This window comes from Sphingomonas aestuarii, from assembly GCF_054457155.1.
This window is the reverse complement of record NZ_JBTKVV010000009.1, coordinates 13,086-32,288: the sequence shown is the minus strand read 5'-3', so window position 1 is coordinate 32,288 and position 19,203 is coordinate 13,086. Positions and strand designations below refer to the sequence as shown.

The window sequence follows — 19,203 nt, the reverse complement described above, 5'->3', positions numbered from 1 at the left end:
GTCCCCTGTCCACGTCCTAAAGCTGGAACTCGGCGCGTTCGAGCGCGACCAGCGTTTCCTTGCGGTTCACATTGACGATATGCTGGCTTCGCGCACTGCGCTTTGCGGCATCATCAAGCAAACCGAGCCTTTTCAATACATAAAATAGCATCGCATAGCGCACGGAAAGCACCGTTGTGTCGACTTCGAGGCCGTAGTCCTTGGCGACAACTCGCTTCTGACTTTCGGTCAGCTCCGGGTGTGGACCGACAATCACATCGAAATAGTTGTTCCAGAGCCAGTCATGTTCGCCAGATTGGCCCGGCTCACCTTTCCCGCCAACCTCCAGGATCCGGGGAAGCAGGAAGTCCTTGAACTTGTTCTCGACGTGACAAAACCCTCGCACGTGCCAGCGAAAACCATCGTACCCGAACGCGTGCGGTGTCATCCGCCGCCAGATCGGGTCGGGCCGGGCGCTGTTCATGGACTGGTAGAATACGTTGATCGACTGGTTCTCCCGTACCGCTTCGAGAACCCGTCGCAGGATAGCAATGTCGATTTCGCGCTTGGGCGTGAGCGCGACGTCAGCGCTCGGCATCGCTGCGATCCATGACTCGCTTGCCGGCAACATCCCCTCGGCAACGGCCCTGAGCTGCGAGAGATACTTGTACGGGTCAGGATCGAGAAACCGCAGCACGAATGCGTCTGCCGCCACGTAGCGCTTGGCGCTTGCGTCGTAGAGCATGTTGCCTGGCGCACGCGCCTGATAAAGCGACAGATCCTTCGATGCTTGCGGCGTCGAGACACCGAAGCATTCGATGATATCGGCGCGGTTGATCGTGCCCTCCCAGAACAGGCGGAACTCGATAAACTCCAGTCGTTGCTCGACACCCCAGCGCACCTTGGCGACTCTCCATCAGTATAGAAACTATGCGAACCTTGACGTTCGATGAGAATAGTTTATATGCTGTTAATGTGAGTCGAGTCAAGGAGTGAGGTTATGGCAGACCGATATGTGACGAAGCACCCGAACGGATGGGCCGTGAAGGCGGCGGGCGCGCAGCGCGCCAGCAGCGTGCATTCGACCCAGCGTTCCGCAGAGCAGGCCGCCAAGCAGACGGTGCGCAACCTGGGGGGCGGCGAAGTCCGTATCCAGGGGCGTGACGGCCGCTGGCGCGATTCGGATACGGTCGCGCCGGGCAACGACCCGATGCCGCCGCGCGACAAGAAGCACTGAGCGCAGGAGCAGTCGGCGGTGAAGCGCATCCTGACCATCGATGGGGGCGGCATCCGGGGAACTTTCCCGGCGGCCTTCCTCGCCAATCTTGAGCAGGATCTCGAACAGCCGATCGGGCGCTACTTCGACTTGATCGCGGGAACATCGACGGGCGGGATCATCGCCATCGGTCTCGCTCTCGGCCTGCGCGCAGCCGACATTCTGCGCCTCTATGAGGAAGAAGGACCGGCGATCTTCGCGCAGAGCCGGAAAGGTGTGCTTGGTTGGCTGGAGCGCCATCTGCGGAAAGGTCGCTGGGCCTTCTGGGGGCCTAAGTACAGCGCCGAGCCGTTGCGCCATGCCTTGCAAAGTGTGCTTGGAGACCGGCTTCTAGGTGAAGCGCAGACCCGGCTGCTGATCCCGGCATGGCACCCCCAGACCCAGGGCGTCTATGTCTTCAAGACCGCGCATCACCCTCGCTTGCGGACCGATTACCGCGAACTGGCAATCGATGCAGCCATGGCGACGGCGGCAGCACCGACCTATTTTGCCCAGCATGTGACCGCCAACGACGTCGGACTGGTCGATGGTGGCCTCTGGGCCAACAATCCTGCCGGACTGGCAGTCGTCGAGGCCATCGGCACGCTTGGCTGGCCAGCTAATCAGATCAACCTCCTCAGCGTTGGCTGTCTCGACGATATCAAAACCCTGCGTGCCGCTTATGGCGCGGCGAGGATCGCGCCGCAGCTGTCCAGCATCTTCATGGCGGGCCAATCGCACGGCTCGCTCGGCATCGCCCAGATCCTGACCGGTCACGAACATGAGCGCCGCGCCGTCTTCCGGGTCAGCCAGCCGGTGCCTGCCGGTTTCTACTCGCTCGACGACACCCGCCGGATCAGCAGCCTCAAGGACCGCGCCTTTGCCGAAGCCCGCGCCCAGAAACCAATCCTGCATCCCCATTTCTTCGGCACGCCCGCCGAGGAGTTCACCCCCTGCCATAAGGTGCCCTGATGACTGTTTACGACAAGCGGCTGGCCAGGTCGCACGATGATATTCTTGAAGCCATCGCAGCTGCACTGGATATCCCGCCCGGCAAGTTCGAAGAAGCCAGGCAGCGCTATGAAGCGCTGGGCGGCTGGCTCGACCGCCCGGAATCCACGCTGGCCGATCTCGATCCTGCCATTTCGCCGCACGGCTCGTTTCTTTTGGGGACCGTCACGCGCCCGCTGACTGATGCCGATGAGTATGACGTCGATCTTGTCTGCCGAGTCAACGGATCGAAAGCCGCGCTCACGCAGAAGCAGCTTAAGGACGCTGTGGGGCATGAGGTTGCCTTGTATGCGCGTGCTCGGAACATGGCGCACCCGGAAGAGCGTCGTCGTTGCTGGACGCTAAATTATGCCGAAGGCGCGCAGTTTCACATGGATGTCTTGCCGGCCTTGCCCGATGCGCAGCGCTATCAGGCGCAATTGCGGGCCAAGGGCTTTGGCATCCTCGCCGCTGACGGCGATCTCAGTGGCCACGCGATCGCGATTACCGACAACCAGCGCAGCGACTAGGCGGTGATCTCGGACGACTGGCTGCAGAGCAATCCTTACGGCTACGCCGCCTGGTTCCGGAGCCGGATGCGGGTGCGGCTGACCGAGGCCAAGCGGTCGTTCGCAGAACGCGAGCGCATCTCCGCCAGCGTCGACGAGATTCCCGACTACAAGGTGCGCACGCCGCTTCAGCAGGCCATCCAGCTTCTCAAGCGCCACCGCGACTGCATGTTTGCCGAAGACGGCGAACACAAGCCGATCTCGATCATCATCACGACGCTTGCTGCCCATGCCTATAACGAGGAAGCCTCGCTGTCGGCAGCGCTGCAGTCCATCTTGATGAACATGGATCGTTACATCGAGGAGCGTGACGGCATTGCCTGGGTCTCCAACCCCGTCAATCCGGCCGAGAACTTCGCCGACAAATGGCCGGAAGAGCCGCGCAAGCGCGACAACTTCTTCCGCTGGCTCGCACAGGCCCGGCAGGATTTCGCGCAGTATCTGCGCGCCAGCCCCTACGATACCATTCCGGACGAACTGGAGCGGCGGCTTGGTCCCGCCCTGGTAAAGCGCGCGCTCAACAGCGTTATGCCGGACGATGGTGCCATCGGGGCTCCTGCCCTGCTTCTGGGGGGCGGCCATGATGCCGAACTCGAGCGTGCCCGCCACGCAGTTGACGCCATTCAGAGCAGCGGATCCCAGTCCCGCCCCTGGGTGCGCTGAGGCGGCCACTTTGCTCACTTTGCTCGAGGTTCAAGCCGCGATCGCGTTTGAACAGCCCGGTCTCCGGGCAACGGAGATAGACGGCAAGATCGTCGTTGAAGGGGCGTTCGTGGTCACAGCCGGCAGTGCCGTTTGTGATCCGGCAGGTCCACTGGCGCGCTACGCTGTCAGAATCGAGCTGACCCATGCCTATCCGCGCATCGAACCGCGCGTGTTCGAGACCGGTGGGCGCATCAAGCGCGACCCCGATCACCACATCAACGGTGATGGCGATTGCTGCGTGACGGTCTGGGAAAACTGGTTGGCGACAGCAGCCGACACCGGCATTGCGGCCTATCTCGGCGGGCCCCTGCGCGAGTATTTTCTGGGTCAGTTCTGGTTCGAAAAGACCGGCAACTGGCCATTCGGTGAACGAGCGCATGGGATGGAGGGCATGGAGGAGGCCTATGCCGATGCGCTCGGCATTGCGAACCGGCGCAAGGACATTCTCTATTACCTGCGGATATTGAGACTGCCGCGGCCGAGAGGGCATTGGCCCTGTCCCTGCGGCAGTACCAGGCGCCTGCGCGACTGCCACACTGCCGACCTGTGGTCGATGCATCACCGCATTCCGCCGCATCTTGCACGCGCCATGCTGGTACGATTGCAGCCTCGCAAAGGCGAGTTGTTCAAGGCAGGCTTCTAGCTAGCGTTGGGGAAGGCCTTCCCCTGCCGCCATGCCCGTTCCGGTCTTGCCGGACCCCTTCGAGCGGGGCGGCTGCCCCGCAACGCCCCGCCAGAGTGAGAGTGCCTCCACCAGTCCGTGACGGATGAAGAGCGGCGAGAGAGGCTTGTCGCGGTCCGTCGCGGAGCTTCATGCAATGGCATCTCGAACCAAACCGCGCTCGCCCACCGGACGCGCCAACCTATACCAGCAGATCACCGACCGGATCATTGCCGACCTCGAAGCTGGTCGAGTGCCTTGGGTCCAGCCGTGGACCAGCGCCCAGACGGGCGTCGGCATGCCGCACAATGCCGTCAGCCAGCGGGCCTACAGCGGTATCAATATCCTGACTTTGTGGGATGCGATCGTCTCCAACGGATATTCGGGCCACGCCTTTCTCACTTTCCGGCAAGCATCGATGCTCGGCGGTACGGTACGGCGCGGCGAGCACGGCGTACCCATCATCTACACGCGCCGGTTCGTGCCCGGGGAAGAGCAACGCCGAGCCGCCACCGAGGGGCGCGATCCGGTCGGGGGTATCCCGTTCCTGCGTACCTTCACGGTGTTTTCGGTCGATCAATGCGAAGGACTGCCCGAACATGTCTGCGCCCCGCCACCGCCCATACCTGCAGGTCTGATCCTGCCGCAGGCGGATGCTCTAATCCGCGCAACGGGTGCCGATTTCCGGATCGGTGGCGCATCGGCCTATTACAGCCCGGCACACGATTTCGTGGCCGTGCCCCGGCCGGACGATTTTCACGACCCCGTCAATTGGCATCGCACAGCCTTTCACGAGCTGGGGCACTGGACCGGGCATCGCAGCCGCCTTGATCGTGACCAGACAGGTGCATTCGGATCGAAGGACTATGGGCGCGAAGAGTTGGTCGCGGAGATGACCGGTGCCTTTGTCTGCGCCGCGTTGGGGATCACCCCGACCGTCCGTCACGCTGATTATATCGGGTCGTGGCTCGAGATCATCCGGGAGGACAATCGCGCCATTCTCCGTGCTGCCAGCGCCGCATCAAAGGCGGCCAACTACTTGCTCGAGCATGGCCCGTCGGCTGCGAGCGGCAAAGCCGCCAACGATCCCGGGGAGCCAGACGAGCCTGATGCGGGAGGTGCTCCCACCTCGAGGGCGGTGGCGTGACCCCGCGGCTGCGCACGGCCCCGCCTGCGGCGGGCCAGAGGAAGAGGAGGGCCGGGAAATTCGTGATGGGCCCGGGAGCCGGGAGAGAGTCTCGCGGCGGCCTGTCATGGAGAAACCACATGGGCAAACAGCCTGCGAAAATCACCCTCAGCCCGTCGCGCGACATCCCGTTCGACAAGCTTGTCCTGTCCCAGTCCAACGTCCGCCGGATCAAGGCGGGGGTATCCATTCCCGAGCTTGCCGAAGACATCGCCCGGCGCACTCTTCTGCAAAGCCTCAATGTCCGGCCTGTTCTGGACGGGAATGGTGCCGAAACCGGCATGTTCGAGGTTCCGGCCGGCGGCCGGCGTTACCGTGCGCTCGAACTGCTGGTGAAGCAAAGGCGGTTGGCAAGCACCGCTCTCGTACCCTGCATCGTCAAGGCGGCCACTACCGACATATCTGCCGAGGAGGACAGCTATGCGGAGAATGCGGTGCGCGAGCAGCTCCATCCCCTCGACCAGTTTCGCGCCATGCAGGCCATGGTCGATAAAGGCAGCGCGGTCGAGGACATCGCCGCCCACTTCGGCGTGACGCCCGCCGTGGTGCGCCAGCGCCTCAAACTGGCATCGGTCTCGCCGCGTCTGTGCGAAATCTATGCCGATGACGGCATGACCCTCGAACAGTTGATGGCGTTCACCGTGTCGGACGACCATGCCCGCCAGGAGCAGGTGTGGGAGATGCTGGCCCATAGCTACAACAAGTCGGGGGCATATATTCGGCAGCGCCTCACCGAAAACAGCGTGCGGGTTGCCGACAAGCGTGTCCGCTTCGTCACTATCGATGCCTATGTCGCTGCCGGTGGCGGGGTCATGCGCGACCTGTTCGAGGACGACGATGGAGGGTGGCTGACCGACCCCGGATTGCTCGACACGCTCGTTGCGGACAAGCTGCGCCGGGCGGGGGAAGACGTCGCCGCCGAAGGCTGGAAGTGGGTGGCGACGGCCGTCGACATGCCCTGGGCGGTCACCAACGGCCATCGCGAAATCAGCGGGACCGAAGTCGCCATGACCGAGGCTGAGCAAGCCCGCTTTGTCGCGCTGCAAGGGGAATCGGACGAGATCGAAGCGCAATGGGCGGACGAGCATGATGTGCCGCAGGACGTCTATGACCGGCTCGACGCCATCAACGCTGAGATCGGCAAACTCGCGGATCGACCGCTGGTTTTCGAACCCGCCGATGTGGCAATCGCTGGCGTCTTTGTTTCGATCGAGCGCGACGGCTCCCTATGTGTCGAACGCGGCTATGTCCGTCCCGAAGACGAGCCGGCAGCAGATCCGGTGCCGGATGGCACTGAGCACGAGCTGGTATCGGTTGACGGCGACACGGGCAGCGCCAGACCTGTCGGCACGGATGACGATGGCCGCACTGGGGGCGAGGATGACGAGGAAGCCGACGAGGGGCTCAAGCCGCTGCCGGATCGTCTCGTTGCCGATCTGACCGCCTGGCGCACACTCGCCTTGCAGGATGCGCTGGCGCAGAATCGGGCAACCGCGTTCGCCGCGGTGCTGCATGCACTGGTTCTGCAGACCTGCTATTTCGCGAGCCGGGAAAGCTGCCTCCAGCTTACTGTACAGGACGTGAGCTTCGCCAATCCGCCCGCCGGCCTGCGTGACAGCGCGCCTGCCCGCAGCCTCGCCGAGCGCGCCCGTTACTGGGAGGAGCGGCTTCCCGAGTCAGACGCTGATCTGTGGGATGCGTTGCTCGCCCTCAACGGCGACGAGCAGGCGGCCTTGTTCGCTCATTGTGCTTCGCGCAGCGTGAATGCCCAGAGCGAGATTGTGCCCAAGTACGACAATGGCCGTGTATCGAAGCACAGCATCGAGCGCCGTCTTGCCCATAGCCACGTCCTCGCGCGGGCCGTTGGTCTTGATCCTGTAGCCGCAGGCTGGCGACCGACCGTCGACGGCTACTTCCGGAGCGTCACCAAGCCGCGGATTCTCGCCGACGTCACCGAAGCGCGCGGCGAGCAGTTCGCAGGCATGATCGATCACCTCAAAAAGGCAGACATGGCGCGCGAGGCCGAACGTCTGCTCGAGGACGCCCAATGGCTGCCCGAGCCGCTCCGCACGCCGCCAGCCTGCGAAGCAGAGCCCGGCGACATGGACAGCGATGCTCTGCCTGCCTTCCTCGAAAACGAGGACGGCGCTTACGCGATCGCTGCCGAATGAAACCGGCAAGGCGGCAAGAGCCGCCTTGCTCTTTCCCTTTTCCCGCAAAGCCCGGCCACTGCGTCGGGCTTTCGCATTTCTTAAGGAATATCCCGTGTCAGCCCAGCATATCTACACCAGCGCTCCGCTCGGCAGCCTGATCCGCTACTCCAATGGCAAACCCCGTCCTCCGGCCCGTTTCAGGCGCAAGCTGAGGGCATGGGAGCATGAAAACGGCGTGGGTCGCCTGGTCGAGCGCTATCCGGGTTACGTCAGCGCAAGTTTCAACTCGCCGCCACACTTCATGCTCCACCTGGGCGATTATGGCAGTCAGGGCACGATCGTCCTGACCGTGCGGCGGGCCTATGGCCTCGATAGCAGTCTGCATTTTGAGATTGTCGAGACCCCGCGAGCGGGTTCCGTGCGCATCCTGACCAGTGTCGATGGCCGCGATGAGCTGCGTCATCTCGCCAGCAACATGGCTGCCGCCGAGAGCTGGATGCAAGTCAATCGTTACTCGAACATGCGGACGGAGATTGTCAGCGATCCGGACCCCGTCATCCTCCCGCCAACGACGAGGAGGGCGGCATGAGCGCCATCAGGGTCGAATTTGGTACCACGCGCGATGGCGATATGGCCGCGCGCGTGGGCGATCTCGCCTATATCGCCATCCCGATAGACGCCGGCTTTTCGGTCGCATCGGCTTGGCGTCTCAGTCGCCCCTTACACGAGTGGCGCCGCGCAGATGTTTACGGTGCTGAATGCTCGGTCATCGACCACCAAGCCTTCCGGGCCTATGTCGGAGACATCGCGCTACATTTGCGCCAGCGCGAGGCACTCGGGCGGATCGAGACGGTCCATCCCATTTCGACGCCTTGGGGCAAATCGCAGACCGCCACGGTCTATGCCCCCGGAATCGTCTTCCACTCAACTGCGGGGCATGGCGGGTTCAAGCTCGATCGTATGCGCAACAAGGCCATGCCAGAACCGCTGCGCATTGCTGGCGGATGGTATGAGGAAGATGGAGACTGGGCGAGGGTTGCAGCCGGCTATCCTGACCTCTTCACTTACCGTGAGCAGGCCTCAGCTGACCGGATATTGCGCGACTGGTGCCCCGATGCCTGGGAAGCGATCCACGGACGGGCACTGGCGCCAGGTGAGTCCTTTTCTCGTGAGCGCGACGACTTTTTCCGCAGGCATACCCAAGACTGGGTCGTCATCTCCGCCAGGACAACAGCATCGCCCCCCGGTTATGTCGAGGTAATCGCGTCGCCGGGAGGTCGGCGCGACGCCTCGCCCAAACGAGCATTCCTCGTTCCCGGTGAAGACTATGCACACCGTGGTCGCCACGGTTTCGTCATCGACCCGGACAGGCACGCCGAGATCGAGCTCTCGCCTCGTTAATCTGCCCGTTGCCCATGGCGGCGCCATAGCGTCGCAACAGCCCTGAGCGCGGATTTCCCGATTTCATTTCTCCCGGAGTCCTCATCATGTCCAATATTCTACCCGATGCGGCCGGCGCCGCGTCGCCCACTTCCATGCGCCTGACCAGTGGCCGCGCTGATGCGCTGTTCGCCGCAGCAAACGCACTGCTACCTTTGCTGGAAACCGGTGGCCCCCTCAGCAGCTCCCAACTGCGCGATATCATGACCGGCGCCTTTGCCGGTAGTGACGCCGAGGGGGCATGGGACTGGAAGATGGCGTATGACGCCTGCGAAGCCGCCCAGATCCTGCTTCTTCGTCGCTATGGCAGAGCGCTGGCCCGCCGCAATCCTGAACCCCAGCGCATGCTTGCCGCTCTGGAGCGGATCGCGGCACGCTTGCCGACGCACACCCGCCGTTCGGAGGCCGGGCAAGCCCTTCAGCAATTCTCGACGCCGCTTGGTCTGGCCTATGTTGCTGCGACCGCTGCGATGATCGAACCCGCTGACGTGGTGCTCGAACCGTCTGCCGGCACCGGAATGCTGGCCGTGCATGCCGAACGTATGCGGGCAAACCTTGTTCTCAACGAACTGGGTGAGACCCGCGCTGAACTGCTAAGCAAAATCATGGATGCGCCCGTCAGTAAGCATGATGCGGCATCGATCGACGACAGGCTACCCGTGGGGCATCGCCCGACAGTTGTTCTGATGAACCCGCCTTTTTCGGCCATTGCGCACGTCGATCGCGCGATGAAGGATGCCGCGCTCCGGCACATCGCATCAGCGCTGGCACGGCTTGAACCGGGCGGGCGACTGGTCGCGATTACTTCAGCGACATGCTGCCCGGAGAATGGGATTTGGCGCGCTGCGTTCGAAGCCTTGCAGCGCAGCGGCCGAATTGTTTTCACCGCCGCCATCGACGGCCGCATCTATCGCAAGCACGGAACGACAATCGAGACCCGGCTCACCGTGATCGACAAGGTGCCGGCGGACGATCCTGCCCAATTTGTGCCCAGTGCTGGCATTGCACCCGATTCAGCCACCCTGCTGCAATGGGTTGAACGCCTTGTGCCCCCACGGGCTCCGATTGCGCCCATGCCGCCTGCAAAGCTTACAGGTTCGCCATCAATGCCGACCTCCCGGCCCAGACATGCGGTTGCACCATCGGGGACCGCCATTACGGTCGAGGCAGAGGAACTCGCCTATCAGACCGTGGATTGGGCTCCCGCTTCAGAACAGCTCGGCGATACCATCTACGAAGCCTATGGTCTGCAATCCTTGCTCATTCCCGGCGCACAGCCTCATCCGACGCCGCTCGTCCAGTCAGCGTCGATGGCATCGGTCGCACCGCCCAAGCCCAGCTATAGGCCCCATATCCCGGCGACGCTGGTGGCGAACGGCACCCTTTCGGACGCGCAGCTTGAAGCGATCATCTACGCTGGGGAAGCCCATGCTGGACATTTGTCAGGTGCATGGGCGGTAGATGCGACCTGGGACGTCGTGTCCGCCGCCGCCGATGACGCTGAGGGCGCGGTCTGTTTCCGCAGAGGGTGGTTTCTTGGCGACGGGACCGGTGCGGGTAAAGGGCGTCAGGTCGCAGGCATCATCCTCGACAATTGGTGCAAGGGGCGTCGGCGCGCGGTGTGGATCTCGGTCTCGGACCGCTTGCTCGAAGATGCACAGCGCGACTGGTCCGCACTCGGGCAAGAACGTTTGCTGGTGACGCCCTTGTCCCGCTACCGGCAGGGGACACCGATCCGGCTCGCCGAGGGCATCTTGTTCACGACCTATGCGACCCTGCGCTCGCAGGAGCGGGCGGGCAAGGCCAGCAGGGTCAGCCAGATCGTTGAGTGGCTCGGGCAGGACTTCGACGGCGTCATCGTGTTCGATGAGGCCCATGCAATGGCCAATGCGGCGGGCGGCAAAGGTGAGCGCGGCGATGTCGCGGCTTCTCAGCAGGGACGTGCCGGACTTCGTCTCCAGCATGCGCTTCCCAACGCGCGCATTCTCTATGTGTCTGCGACCGGTGCCACGACTGTGCAAAACCTCGCCTACGCGCAGCGGCTGGGCCTGTGGGGCGGCGAAGACTTTCCGTTCGCATCGCGCGCGGATTTTGTATCGGCCATTGAAGAGGGCGGCGTTGCAGCCATGGAAGTGCTGGCCCGTGACTTGAAGGCCCTGGGCCTTTACGCCGCCCGCTCGCTCTCTTTTGACGGCGTCGAATACGACCTGCTTGAGCATCGCCTGAGCGCCGAACAGGTCCGCATCTACGATGCATACGCCGCGGCGTTCCAGATCATTCATACCCATCTCGATGCCGCACTTGAGGCGTCGGGCGTCACCAGCTCGGCGCATGGCACACTCAATGCCCAGGCCAAATCCGCAGCGCGATCGGCGTTTGAAAGCGTGAAACAACGCTTCTTCAACCATCTCATCACCGCCATGCAGACCCCGAGCACTATTGCGTCGATCGAGAGCGATCTTGAAGCAGGCCATGCCGCAGTCGTTCAGATCGTCTCGACCGGCGAAGCGCTGCAGGAGCGGCGCCTTGCCGAAATTCCGACTGACCAGTGGGACGATGTCCGGCTCGACATCACACCGCGCGAATATGTTCTGTCGTACCTCGATCACAGCTTCCCGGTTCAGCTCTACGAGCCTTACACAGACAGCGAAGGCAATCTTGCCTCCCGGCCCGTTTTCGATCCCGACGGCAATCCAGTGCTCAATCGGGATGCCTGCCGCTGCCGTGACCAGATGATCGAGCGCCTTGCCGCGCTGCCGCCCGTACCGGGCGCGCTCGACCAGATCGTTCAGCACTTCGGGAGCGACGCCGTAGCTGAAGTCACCGGGCGGTCGCGCCGGATCGTGCCGCGCACTGGCATTGACGGCTTGGTCCGCTTCGCAGTCGAGAACCGCCCGGCATCAGCGAATATCGCCGAAACCCACGCCTTCATGGACGACGCCAAACGCATTCTGATCTTCTCTGAAGCAGGCGGCACCGGTCGCTCCTATCATGCCGACCTCGGTGCGAAGAACCAGCGACGCCGCGTTCACTATCTGCTGGAGGCCGGGTGGAAGGCAGATGCCGCTATCCAGGGCTTCGGCAGGACCAATCGCACCAATCAGAAGCAGCCACCGCTGTTTCGGCCGGTTTCGACCGACGTGAAGGCGCAGAAACGGTTCATCTCGACCATTGCCCGGCGTCTCGACAGCCTCGGCGCTATTACCCGTGGCCAACGCCAGACCGGCGGGCAGAACATGTTTCGGCCGGAGGATAATCTCGAATCCTTCTACGCCCGCGATGCCTTGCGCCAGCTCTACATGCTGCTGGTGCGCGGCCGGATCGAAGGATGTTCGCTCGCCGCCTTCGAGACAGCGACGGGGCTTTCGCTGCTCGACAGCGATGGCGGCATCAAGGACGAATTGCCCGGCATCACGACATTCCTCAACCGGATGCTGGCGCTGACAATCGACCTTCAGAATATCCTGTTTGAGGCATTCGAGGGCCTTCTTACCGCCCGGATCGAAGGCGCGATCGCCAGCGGGACGTTCGAGAGTGGCCTTGAGACACTCAAAGCTGAGAGTTTCACGATCACGGAGCGGCGCACCATTTATGCGCATTCGGGGACCGGTGCGCTGACCCACCTGCTCACCATCGCGCGCAAGGAAAAGCTCACGCCCGTATCGCTTGAGCGCGCCTTGGAACTGGCGAGCGAGGAGCACGCCAATCTGGTGATCAACGCTCGATCCGGCCGGGCCGCCGTCAAACTGCGTGCCCGCAGCATCGTCGATGATGAAGGCGCCATACTAGCCCGCGTCCGCCTCGTGCGGCCGATGGAAGCTTCCACCCTCTTCGCGGACCTGTTTGCTACGAGCCACTGGGAAAAGACGGACCGAGCCAGCTTTTGTGCCGCATGGACCGGCGAACTGGCCGAGCTGCCCGAATTTGAAATCTCGACCTTGCACATGGTGACAGGGCTGCTCCTGCCGATCTGGAGACGATTGCCGAACGAATCGACACGGGTCTATCGTTTGCAGACCGATGCCGGTGAACGTGTCATCGGACGCCGCGTTTCGCCGGCTTGGGCAGCAAGCATTGTTCCCGGCGCCGCGCCGCACATCACGCCGGACATGGCCTGGTCGATGCTGATTGCGGATGAGGCATCGATCGAGATTGCGGAGGGTCAGACCCTGCGCCGCGTTCGCGCAATGCACGAATGGCGCATCGAGCTGACCGGCTTCAACGATCTTGGTGTCGAACGGCTCAAGTCTATGGGCTTGATCTCCGAGATCGTCTCGTGGAAACTCAGGCTCTACGTGCCGACAGGGGCTGTCGGCGGTGATGTGTTGGAAAAGCTGCTCGACCGATTCCCGGTTGTGCGCGTCATTCCACGCAAGGCCGCTTGAAGGAGCCCGGTGCATGGACAGTCCCGCCCGTGACATTGCCCGTCGCCTTGGCGAATGTGCAGAGGCCGTATGCCGCCGCTACCTCGCCGCCGGACGCAAGCAAGGACGCTATTGGCTGGTTGGTGATGCGCGAAACACGCCCGGCCAAAGTCTTTATGTTCGTCTCAGCACATCGGCGGACGGGCGCGGGGCTGCGGGAAAATGGACCGATGCCCATACCGGAGAGCATGGCGACCTGCTCGATATCATCGCGGTCGCATCCGGCCACCATTCGATGCGCGAAACGCTGGAGGAAGCGCGTCACTTCTTGAGTCTGCCGCAAGTGGATGCCCATGTGCAGAATGCACGAACGGCGAAGGCACGTCCTGGAACCACCGAGGCAGCACGGCGACTCTGGGCCGCCTCAAAGCCCATAGAGCGAACTGTCGTCTCGCGGTATCTGGAAGGCCGAGCGCTCGTGTCAGCCGGATATGGCCAGGCTCTTCGCTACCATCCCTCGTGCTACTACCGTCCGTCCCGCCGAGACTCTCCCGACACACCACGTGCGTGGCCTGCTATGATCGCTGCTGTCACTGATCTTCACGGTGCAATCACCGGCGTTCACCGAACCTGGCTCGAGCCTGCGACATGCACCAAGGCGCAGGTCACCAATCCACGCCGCGCTATGGGCGGTCTTCTGGGCAATGGCGTCCGCTTCGGGTTGGCCGGTCCGGTCATGGTCGCAGCCGAAGGCATCGAAACCACATTGTCGCTCCGCCAGGTCTTGCCGGATTTACCGATGATTGCCTGCTTGTCCGCTGCCCATCTGGCTGCAGTGCACTTCCCTCCTGTGCTGCGTCGTCTCTATGTGGGGCTCGATAACGACACGGCCGGCGAGACCGCGGTGGCCACGCTCCATCAACGGGTTGCCGGGACCGGGATCGAGATCGTCGCGCTGAAACCCTGCCGTGATGACTTCAACACCGACCTGCGCGCCGACGGTTCTGAGCAGCTGACGATAGCTCTACGGGGACAACTTGTTGATGAGGATGCTGCTACATTTCTGCGGCCATAGTGGCGGATGGTGAGGCCATCGCTCGCCCGTCGACATGGCCGGAGCGCCAGGAAGATCTCCGTAATCGGTGGGTTGCCGCGCAACGGCTTCGTGAATGGGCGACTGCGGCATGGGCGCCAGGCGCTGCAATGGGCGAGCGGCACCTATTTTCCGCCGGAGCTGTGCCCCTTTGCATCGCGAAGCAAAATAGCCGCCTCCTTCCATCCTCCGCTGTCGCTCCGGCCCGCGAGAGCGCGGGTGCATCCCTGTCTCCCCTGCCGCCCGGCGTCGCCACGAAGCCGCGAGTGGCGCGGCGCACGATGCGGAGACAATCATGCAAAACGCTTCCGATCATTTCGATGACGAGGGCCAGTCCGAACCCGGCCCCACCGCCTATCTCCTCCAGGAAATGCAGCTCTATGGCCATCGCCCCTTCGACGACGAGCCCGACGCACGGCCGCTGCCCGAAGCCCGGCTCGCAGGCGGCGCGGTCGCCGACATGTTCGACGGTATGGTGGCGGCGCTGATCGACACCCGGATCGAACCCGATCTTGAGGACTTGCTTTGGCAGCTGGTCAACGTCTTCCATCGCTCGGCCGAACGGATCGAACGCGATCTCGATGACAACGAGCAGGCGCAAAAACGATTGCAGCGCGAGCAGGATGGCAGTGAGGTTCGCTCGGTCGAGCTGGAGCGTGCAATCTGTGAAGGCGTATCGATGATCGAGCGCCGCGACACGATGGAGTTCTTTCGCGATACCGCAGCCGATCAGTTCCGCATCCATATGCGCAAGGCCTGGACACCGCGCTCGGGTTCGCGGGTCAACCACAAGGCGCTTACCTCCGCTGTCATTGATAGCCGGGATTTTCTCGACAAGCGCATCCGCGAAAAAGCGAGGGTCATGCTGCCTGAAGGCACGCGGATCGGCTTTACAGGTGGCGCTGATTGCAATGATCATGCAGCGATCTGGGCTGCACTTGACCGGGTTCATGCCCGCTACACCGACATGGTGCTCTTGCACGGCGCGACGCCCACCGGCGCAGAACGCGCAGCCGCCTGCTGGGCCGATGCCCGGCGCGTACCGCAAGTTACCTTCCGCCCGGACTGGAACAGGCACAAGAAGGCCGCGCCCTTCAAGCGCAACGATCTTCTGCTCGAAGCCTTGCCGGTCGGCCTTGTGATTTTCCCCGGCACAGGCATTCAGGACAATCTTGCCGACAAGGCTCGCAAAATGGGCATTCCGCTCTGGGATTTTCGCGAACGGAATCCGATGTGAAGGGAGTGTGCTTCTCCAACAGTATGCGCAACGCAATCATGCGCTCAGCGCAAGACATAGACTGAGAATTGAGTATTTTGGGGCAAAGTGGTCGTTCAGGCTTGTTGCATCGAACGACGGCTCCTGCTCGAAGCGGCCTGCAGATTGATCCGCTTTTGATCACAGACGCTTAAGCCTGGTGGAGGCTCACTCGGCTTCCGATCGATGCACAGATAGTGACGTCTAGTGATAGCTGCGGTTAGGGTTGCCGCCCTTGCGCTAGAGCATGTGCCCGTATCTCCAGCTGTTCGCGTCGACATCATAAGCGTCAAGCGCATAGGAGCAGGATGTCGACGTGACCTTGCGGACGATGAAATTTGGGCGGCTTCGCTGCACCGCCAGCGCTGCGTCGATCACCGTCTTCGGAGCGCGCGTGCCCAAGACGACCCCGGCGACGAGATCGGGATCGACCGTCTCGTAGAGGGCAGGCTTACTCGGCGGCCCCGATAGGATCAGGCGAAATTCGCGCTCATAAGCCCATTCTTCCGACTTGGTTAAGAGCACCGGCTCGAGCATCTCTTCGCGCGTGACCTGGAACCAGCGAAGGCTTGGCAGCTGCGTCCCATAATCGATGTCGCCGGTCGCAGTGTGATCGGCGAGCGCCTCGACGGCCGCCACGATTTCGGGTCGATAAATGAGCGCGTAACCCTGATGATTGCGAGCGTAATGAGCCCACATCAAATGGCTATCCCAGCGGCGCGCGAGGCAGAGCACATAGAGGTGGTGCAGCAAATTCTGCCTCGGCACGAAATTCGTATTCCAGTCAGCGCTCTTACCGAAGAAGGATGCCCAGCCATACTCGAGTTCATCGGCGCTACGGCCGGGATCGTAAGTCTTATGCCAAGCGTCGAATGCCTCGCGGGTAGGTGCGATCGAGTTAAATTTGAACTCGAAGGGGTCATTGAAGCCGAGCGCGGAGGTGAATTTCAGCGAGCCATTCTCGACGGCCTTGTCGAAGATTTCGAGCAGCGCGGGTTCGTCGCCCCCGACGAATTTGTAGAACATGGGCGGTCCGGAAGATCGAGGATCAAGGAAGGGTGAAATTGCGGCCGAGCGCATTGCAGAGGCGCGTCGCGAGCGCTTCGGCGGGCGCCCAGCCGGCGGTCAGGTCGTCGGTCGCGGTGAGCGCGATAGTGATGACACGGAAGGTCCCGGCCCGGTCGAGGGCGGCTATCTCGGTCGCCACCTGGTCGAAATAGTCATCGTCGAGGATGCGCTCGGCGACATCGTCGTGGGTCGGGCCGAAGAAATAATCGAGGTCGATGTTGAGGACAACGGGAAGCCGGACTTGATTCAGCGCGCCGGTCAGGAAGGCAAGAAGTTCCACCGGATCAAGTTGGGTGACATGGGCATGGTTGGGTTTGTCGCCCTCACCATGCGTCGCGAAATAGGCGTGTTTCACGGCGCGGGCGTAGAGCGCGAAATAGATGGACTGATAATTGTCCCAGCGGAAGAGCATCCCGTCGCCGCCGAAATCCATAGGATAGGTCGCCGCGAGGTACGCTTCTATGGTCGCGGGGATGCCATTCGGTAGAGCTTTCAGCCAGGAGCCGAGTTGGGATTGCAGCGTGTCGTTGTGGCGATCGATGTGCACGAGCGCATGGCTTGTCGCGGGATCGACATGCTGCGCCCAGCACCAGGCGGCGGCGCGGTGATTGTCCATCACGTAGAGATGGCCGTCGTTCCAGACAAAATTCTGATTGTAGACGCCGGTGTTGTTGCGCCCCTTGAACGGGACAATCCATCGCATGGTCATGGCAACCTACTCTGATGGGGTCGCGAATTGCTGCTGGCACCCGCATAGAGCAGCGATCAGGTCCGTCAATATCTGGAGGCACGCTGGGATCAGCCGCCTACCAAAGGAACACATTTCGTTGGGCGAACGATGGCAACCCGCGATCTCGCGCGCGTGATCGCCACACGCAGCAGCCTTCGCGCTTGCGGAAAAGGAGGCTTCTCCTGGCGCACGTCGAAAAAGAAAGATTTGAATGCGCCCTCGACCAGCACTACCCCGTCGAACTCCTTTCCCTTCGATTTGTGGATGTTCATGACGAGCACGCCTTGCGGGTCCTGCTCGGTCGAGATGAGCCGCTCCTGATCGAGCACCTTCTTGACGAGGATCGTCGCTCCCGCATAGGCGCCGTTCGCGACCCAGGAGTCTGCCAGTCCCTGGCCAAGCGCATCGGTCGCGCGGAACAGGCGAACGAGGCGCACCTGTCGCTGAATCTCCGTGAGCGCTGCGATCTTCGTCATGGTCCGCAGCGCGGCACGCCAATCGACGACAGGGTCGCCGACCAGCTCGATCCCGCTCGCGACGGCGTCCGCGATCTCGCGCGCCGCCTTTGTCTTGATCTTCCCCGCGGTCTGAACGGCGTTCAGGGCCTCCGCGTATTTTCGCGCAAGGTCCTTTGCCGCCTGGGTGCCGTCGGTCGCTGCCTTCAACCGGTAATATGCCGCTACAAGACGAAGCGTCTGAGCCTGCGCCTCCGCCACGCTAAGCCGCGGCCATTCGAGCATAGCTGCGAGCACGACGGCCGCGGCCGCGGACAGCTCGGCATCCCATACGACCTCATGTGGGACGGGCTTGAGCTTTTGCGTCTTGTAGCTGTGCTCCTTGCCGAGCAGCGACGAGATCTCCGCTACCACCTGGTTGCTCCGCGTAAGCACCGCGATCGTCGGATTCTCCACCTTGGCCTTGGCGAGCTGGCCGTACATCCAAATCACCGCCGCATGGACCGTGGGCTCGAACTGGCCCGGCGGATATCCCACCTGCTTCACCTCCATGCAGGACGAGGGCAGCGGGGCATTGCTCAGGACCGCGTCGGCGAACTTCAGGATGCCGCCGTTGGGGCTGCGGTGATTGTCGCCGGCGAGATCGACGACAGTCGGCTTCAGAAAGTCGGACGCCTTCTTTAGGCGCAGGGGATCCACCTTGGGGTCATACTGGAAGATGCTCTGATCTGGGTCCGCCAGGCAAAAGATCGTCGTCGTATTGGCAAGCGCTGCCACGATGCGCCACTGGTCGTCGTCGGTGTCTTGAAACTCGTCGAGAATGATCATCGGGTATTTGCGGCCGAGAAGGTCCCGGACCGCCGCGCACGTCTCAACGACCGTCGCCACCGCGCCGGCGAACTGGTCGAACGCGAAGACTCCTTCTTCCGAGGCGCGGCGCTCGAGCTCCGCCGGCCAGTCGCCATCGAACTCAGCGCGCTCGATGCGTTCCTGGTCGGGATAGGTGATCCGCGCCTGCAATCCGTTCAGCAGGCGGCCATGCGTGCGGAGCGCCTCTAGGCAGAACGAATGGTAGGTCTGCACCTCGATCAGGCGACGCTCGTCGGAGCTCAATATGGCCTTGCACCGGGTGAGCACCTGCCGAACAGCGGCGCGCGAGAAGCTGAGGAACAGGATTTCCTGCCCCGGCTTCAAATTCGGAATGCGCTTCTGGGCCTTGAGCAGAGCGATGGTCGTCTTTCCCGAGCCCGGCCCGCCCGTCACCAGAAGGTGACCGGCTGCCGCGAGGATATCCATCCGC

Annotated in this window: 16 protein-coding genes; 12 read left to right on the top strand and 4 right to left on the bottom strand. The window is 62.7% G+C overall.

What is annotated here, in order from left to right:
* Positions 1–16: 16 nt before the first annotated feature.
* A complete protein-coding gene (locus ACX0GZ_RS13620) occupies positions 17–880 on the bottom strand; it encodes a WYL domain-containing protein (protein WP_458817247.1) in 864 nt (287 codons plus the stop codon).
* Between the two features lie 99 nt (positions 881–979).
* Here ACX0GZ_RS13620 and ACX0GZ_RS13615 point away from each other — a divergent pair, with 99 nt between their 5' ends.
* The 12 genes from ACX0GZ_RS13615 (at position 980) to ACX0GZ_RS13560 (ending at position 15,632) form a co-directional block, all read left to right on the top strand.
* Entirely contained in the window at positions 980–1,216 is a 237-nt protein-coding gene (locus ACX0GZ_RS13615) for a DUF2188 domain-containing protein (protein ID WP_066690824.1), read from the top strand.
* A gap of 18 nt (positions 1,217–1,234) precedes the next feature.
* A complete protein-coding gene (locus ACX0GZ_RS13610; RefSeq protein ID WP_458817245.1) occupies positions 1,235–2,206 on the top strand; it encodes a CBASS cGAMP-activated phospholipase in 972 nt (323 codons plus the stop codon).
* Complete coding sequence (locus ACX0GZ_RS13605) at positions 2,206–2,754, top strand: nucleotidyltransferase domain-containing protein (RefSeq protein WP_458817244.1); 549 nt, start codon at positions 2,206–2,208, stop codon at positions 2,752–2,754. The genes ACX0GZ_RS13610 and ACX0GZ_RS13605 overlap by 1 nt, the downstream gene beginning before the upstream one ends.
* A 3-nt stretch (positions 2,755–2,757) precedes the next feature.
* Positions 2,758–3,456: a hypothetical protein gene (locus ACX0GZ_RS13600; RefSeq protein ID WP_458817242.1), complete on the top strand. Its 699-nt coding sequence runs from the start codon at positions 2,758–2,760 to the stop codon at positions 3,454–3,456.
* A 10-nt stretch (positions 3,457–3,466) separates the two neighbouring features.
* Positions 3,467–4,141 carry a hypothetical protein gene (locus ACX0GZ_RS13595; protein ID WP_458817241.1) on the top strand — a complete coding sequence of 225 codons (675 nt, stop codon included), beginning with the start codon at positions 3,467–3,469 and terminating at the stop codon, positions 4,139–4,141.
* Between the two features lie 175 nt (positions 4,142–4,316).
* Positions 4,317–5,306, top strand: coding sequence for an ArdC family protein (locus ACX0GZ_RS13590; RefSeq protein ID WP_370171219.1), 990 nt, complete (start codon positions 4,317–4,319; stop codon positions 5,304–5,306).
* A gap of 119 nt (positions 5,307–5,425) precedes the next feature.
* Entirely contained in the window at positions 5,426–7,516 is a 2,091-nt protein-coding gene (locus tag ACX0GZ_RS13585; RefSeq protein WP_458817240.1) for a ParB/RepB/Spo0J family partition protein, read from the top strand.
* 94 nt (positions 7,517–7,610) lie between these two features.
* On the top strand, positions 7,611–8,087 hold the full coding sequence (locus ACX0GZ_RS13580; protein WP_458817239.1) for a hypothetical protein: 477 nt from the start codon (positions 7,611–7,613) through the stop codon (positions 8,085–8,087).
* Positions 8,084–8,899 carry a DUF7007 domain-containing protein gene (locus ACX0GZ_RS13575; RefSeq protein ID WP_458817238.1) on the top strand — a complete coding sequence of 272 codons (816 nt, stop codon included), beginning with the start codon at positions 8,084–8,086 and terminating at the stop codon, positions 8,897–8,899. The genes ACX0GZ_RS13580 and ACX0GZ_RS13575 overlap by 4 nt, the downstream gene beginning before the upstream one ends.
* Before the next feature lie 86 nt (positions 8,900–8,985).
* On the top strand, positions 8,986–13,323 hold the full coding sequence (locus ACX0GZ_RS13570) for a strawberry notch-like NTP hydrolase domain-containing protein (RefSeq protein WP_458817237.1): 4,338 nt from the start codon (positions 8,986–8,988) through the stop codon (positions 13,321–13,323).
* Between the two features lie 13 nt (positions 13,324–13,336).
* Positions 13,337–14,377 carry a DUF7146 domain-containing protein gene (locus ACX0GZ_RS13565; protein WP_458817236.1) on the top strand — a complete coding sequence of 347 codons (1,041 nt, stop codon included), beginning with the start codon at positions 13,337–13,339 and terminating at the stop codon, positions 14,375–14,377.
* Between the two features lie 313 nt (positions 14,378–14,690).
* Positions 14,691–15,632, top strand: a complete 942-nt coding sequence (locus ACX0GZ_RS13560) for a DUF2493 domain-containing protein (protein WP_458817235.1) — start codon at positions 14,691–14,693, stop codon at positions 15,630–15,632.
* A 258-nt stretch (positions 15,633–15,890) separates the two neighbouring features.
* Here the strand turns inward: ACX0GZ_RS13560 and ACX0GZ_RS13555 are convergent, their stop codons facing one another.
* The 3 genes from ACX0GZ_RS13555 to ACX0GZ_RS13545 form a co-directional block, all read right to left on the bottom strand.
* On the bottom strand, positions 15,891–16,676 hold the full coding sequence (locus tag ACX0GZ_RS13555) for a DUF2971 domain-containing protein (RefSeq protein ID WP_458817234.1): 786 nt from the start codon (positions 16,674–16,676) through the stop codon (positions 15,891–15,893).
* 22 nt (positions 16,677–16,698) lie between these two features.
* Positions 16,699–17,427, bottom strand: coding sequence for a peptide arginase family protein (locus ACX0GZ_RS13550; RefSeq protein ID WP_458817233.1), 729 nt, complete (start codon positions 17,425–17,427; stop codon positions 16,699–16,701).
* An 89-nt stretch (positions 17,428–17,516) separates the two neighbouring features.
* Positions 17,517–19,199, bottom strand: a complete 1,683-nt coding sequence (locus tag ACX0GZ_RS13545) for a UvrD-helicase domain-containing protein (RefSeq protein WP_458817232.1) — start codon at positions 19,197–19,199, stop codon at positions 17,517–17,519.
* Positions 19,200–19,203 lie beyond the last annotated feature (4 nt).

Coding starts and splice junctions, on each gene's coding strand:
- ACX0GZ_RS13615 (WP_066690824.1), top strand. CDS start 980: ATGGCAGACCGATATGTGACGAAGCACCCGAACGGATGGGCCGTGAAG.
- ACX0GZ_RS13605 (WP_458817244.1), top strand. CDS start 2,206: ATGACTGTTTACGACAAGCGGCTGGCCAGGTCGCACGATGATATTCTT.
- ACX0GZ_RS13590 (WP_370171219.1), top strand. CDS start 4,317: ATGGCATCTCGAACCAAACCGCGCTCGCCCACCGGACGCGCCAACCTA.
- ACX0GZ_RS13585 (WP_458817240.1), top strand. CDS start 5,426: ATGGGCAAACAGCCTGCGAAAATCACCCTCAGCCCGTCGCGCGACATC.
- ACX0GZ_RS13575 (WP_458817238.1), top strand. CDS start 8,084: ATGAGCGCCATCAGGGTCGAATTTGGTACCACGCGCGATGGCGATATG.
- ACX0GZ_RS13570 (WP_458817237.1), top strand. CDS start 8,986: ATGTCCAATATTCTACCCGATGCGGCCGGCGCCGCGTCGCCCACTTCC.
- ACX0GZ_RS13565 (WP_458817236.1), top strand. CDS start 13,337: ATGGACAGTCCCGCCCGTGACATTGCCCGTCGCCTTGGCGAATGTGCA.
- ACX0GZ_RS13560 (WP_458817235.1), top strand. CDS start 14,691: ATGCAAAACGCTTCCGATCATTTCGATGACGAGGGCCAGTCCGAACCC.
- ACX0GZ_RS13555 (WP_458817234.1), bottom strand. CDS start 16,676: ATGTTCTACAAATTCGTCGGGGGCGACGAACCCGCGCTGCTCGAAATC.
- ACX0GZ_RS13550 (WP_458817233.1), bottom strand. CDS start 17,427: ATGACCATGCGATGGATTGTCCCGTTCAAGGGGCGCAACAACACCGGC.
- ACX0GZ_RS13545 (WP_458817232.1), bottom strand. CDS start 19,199: ATGGATATCCTCGCGGCAGCCGGTCACCTTCTGGTGACGGGCGGGCCG.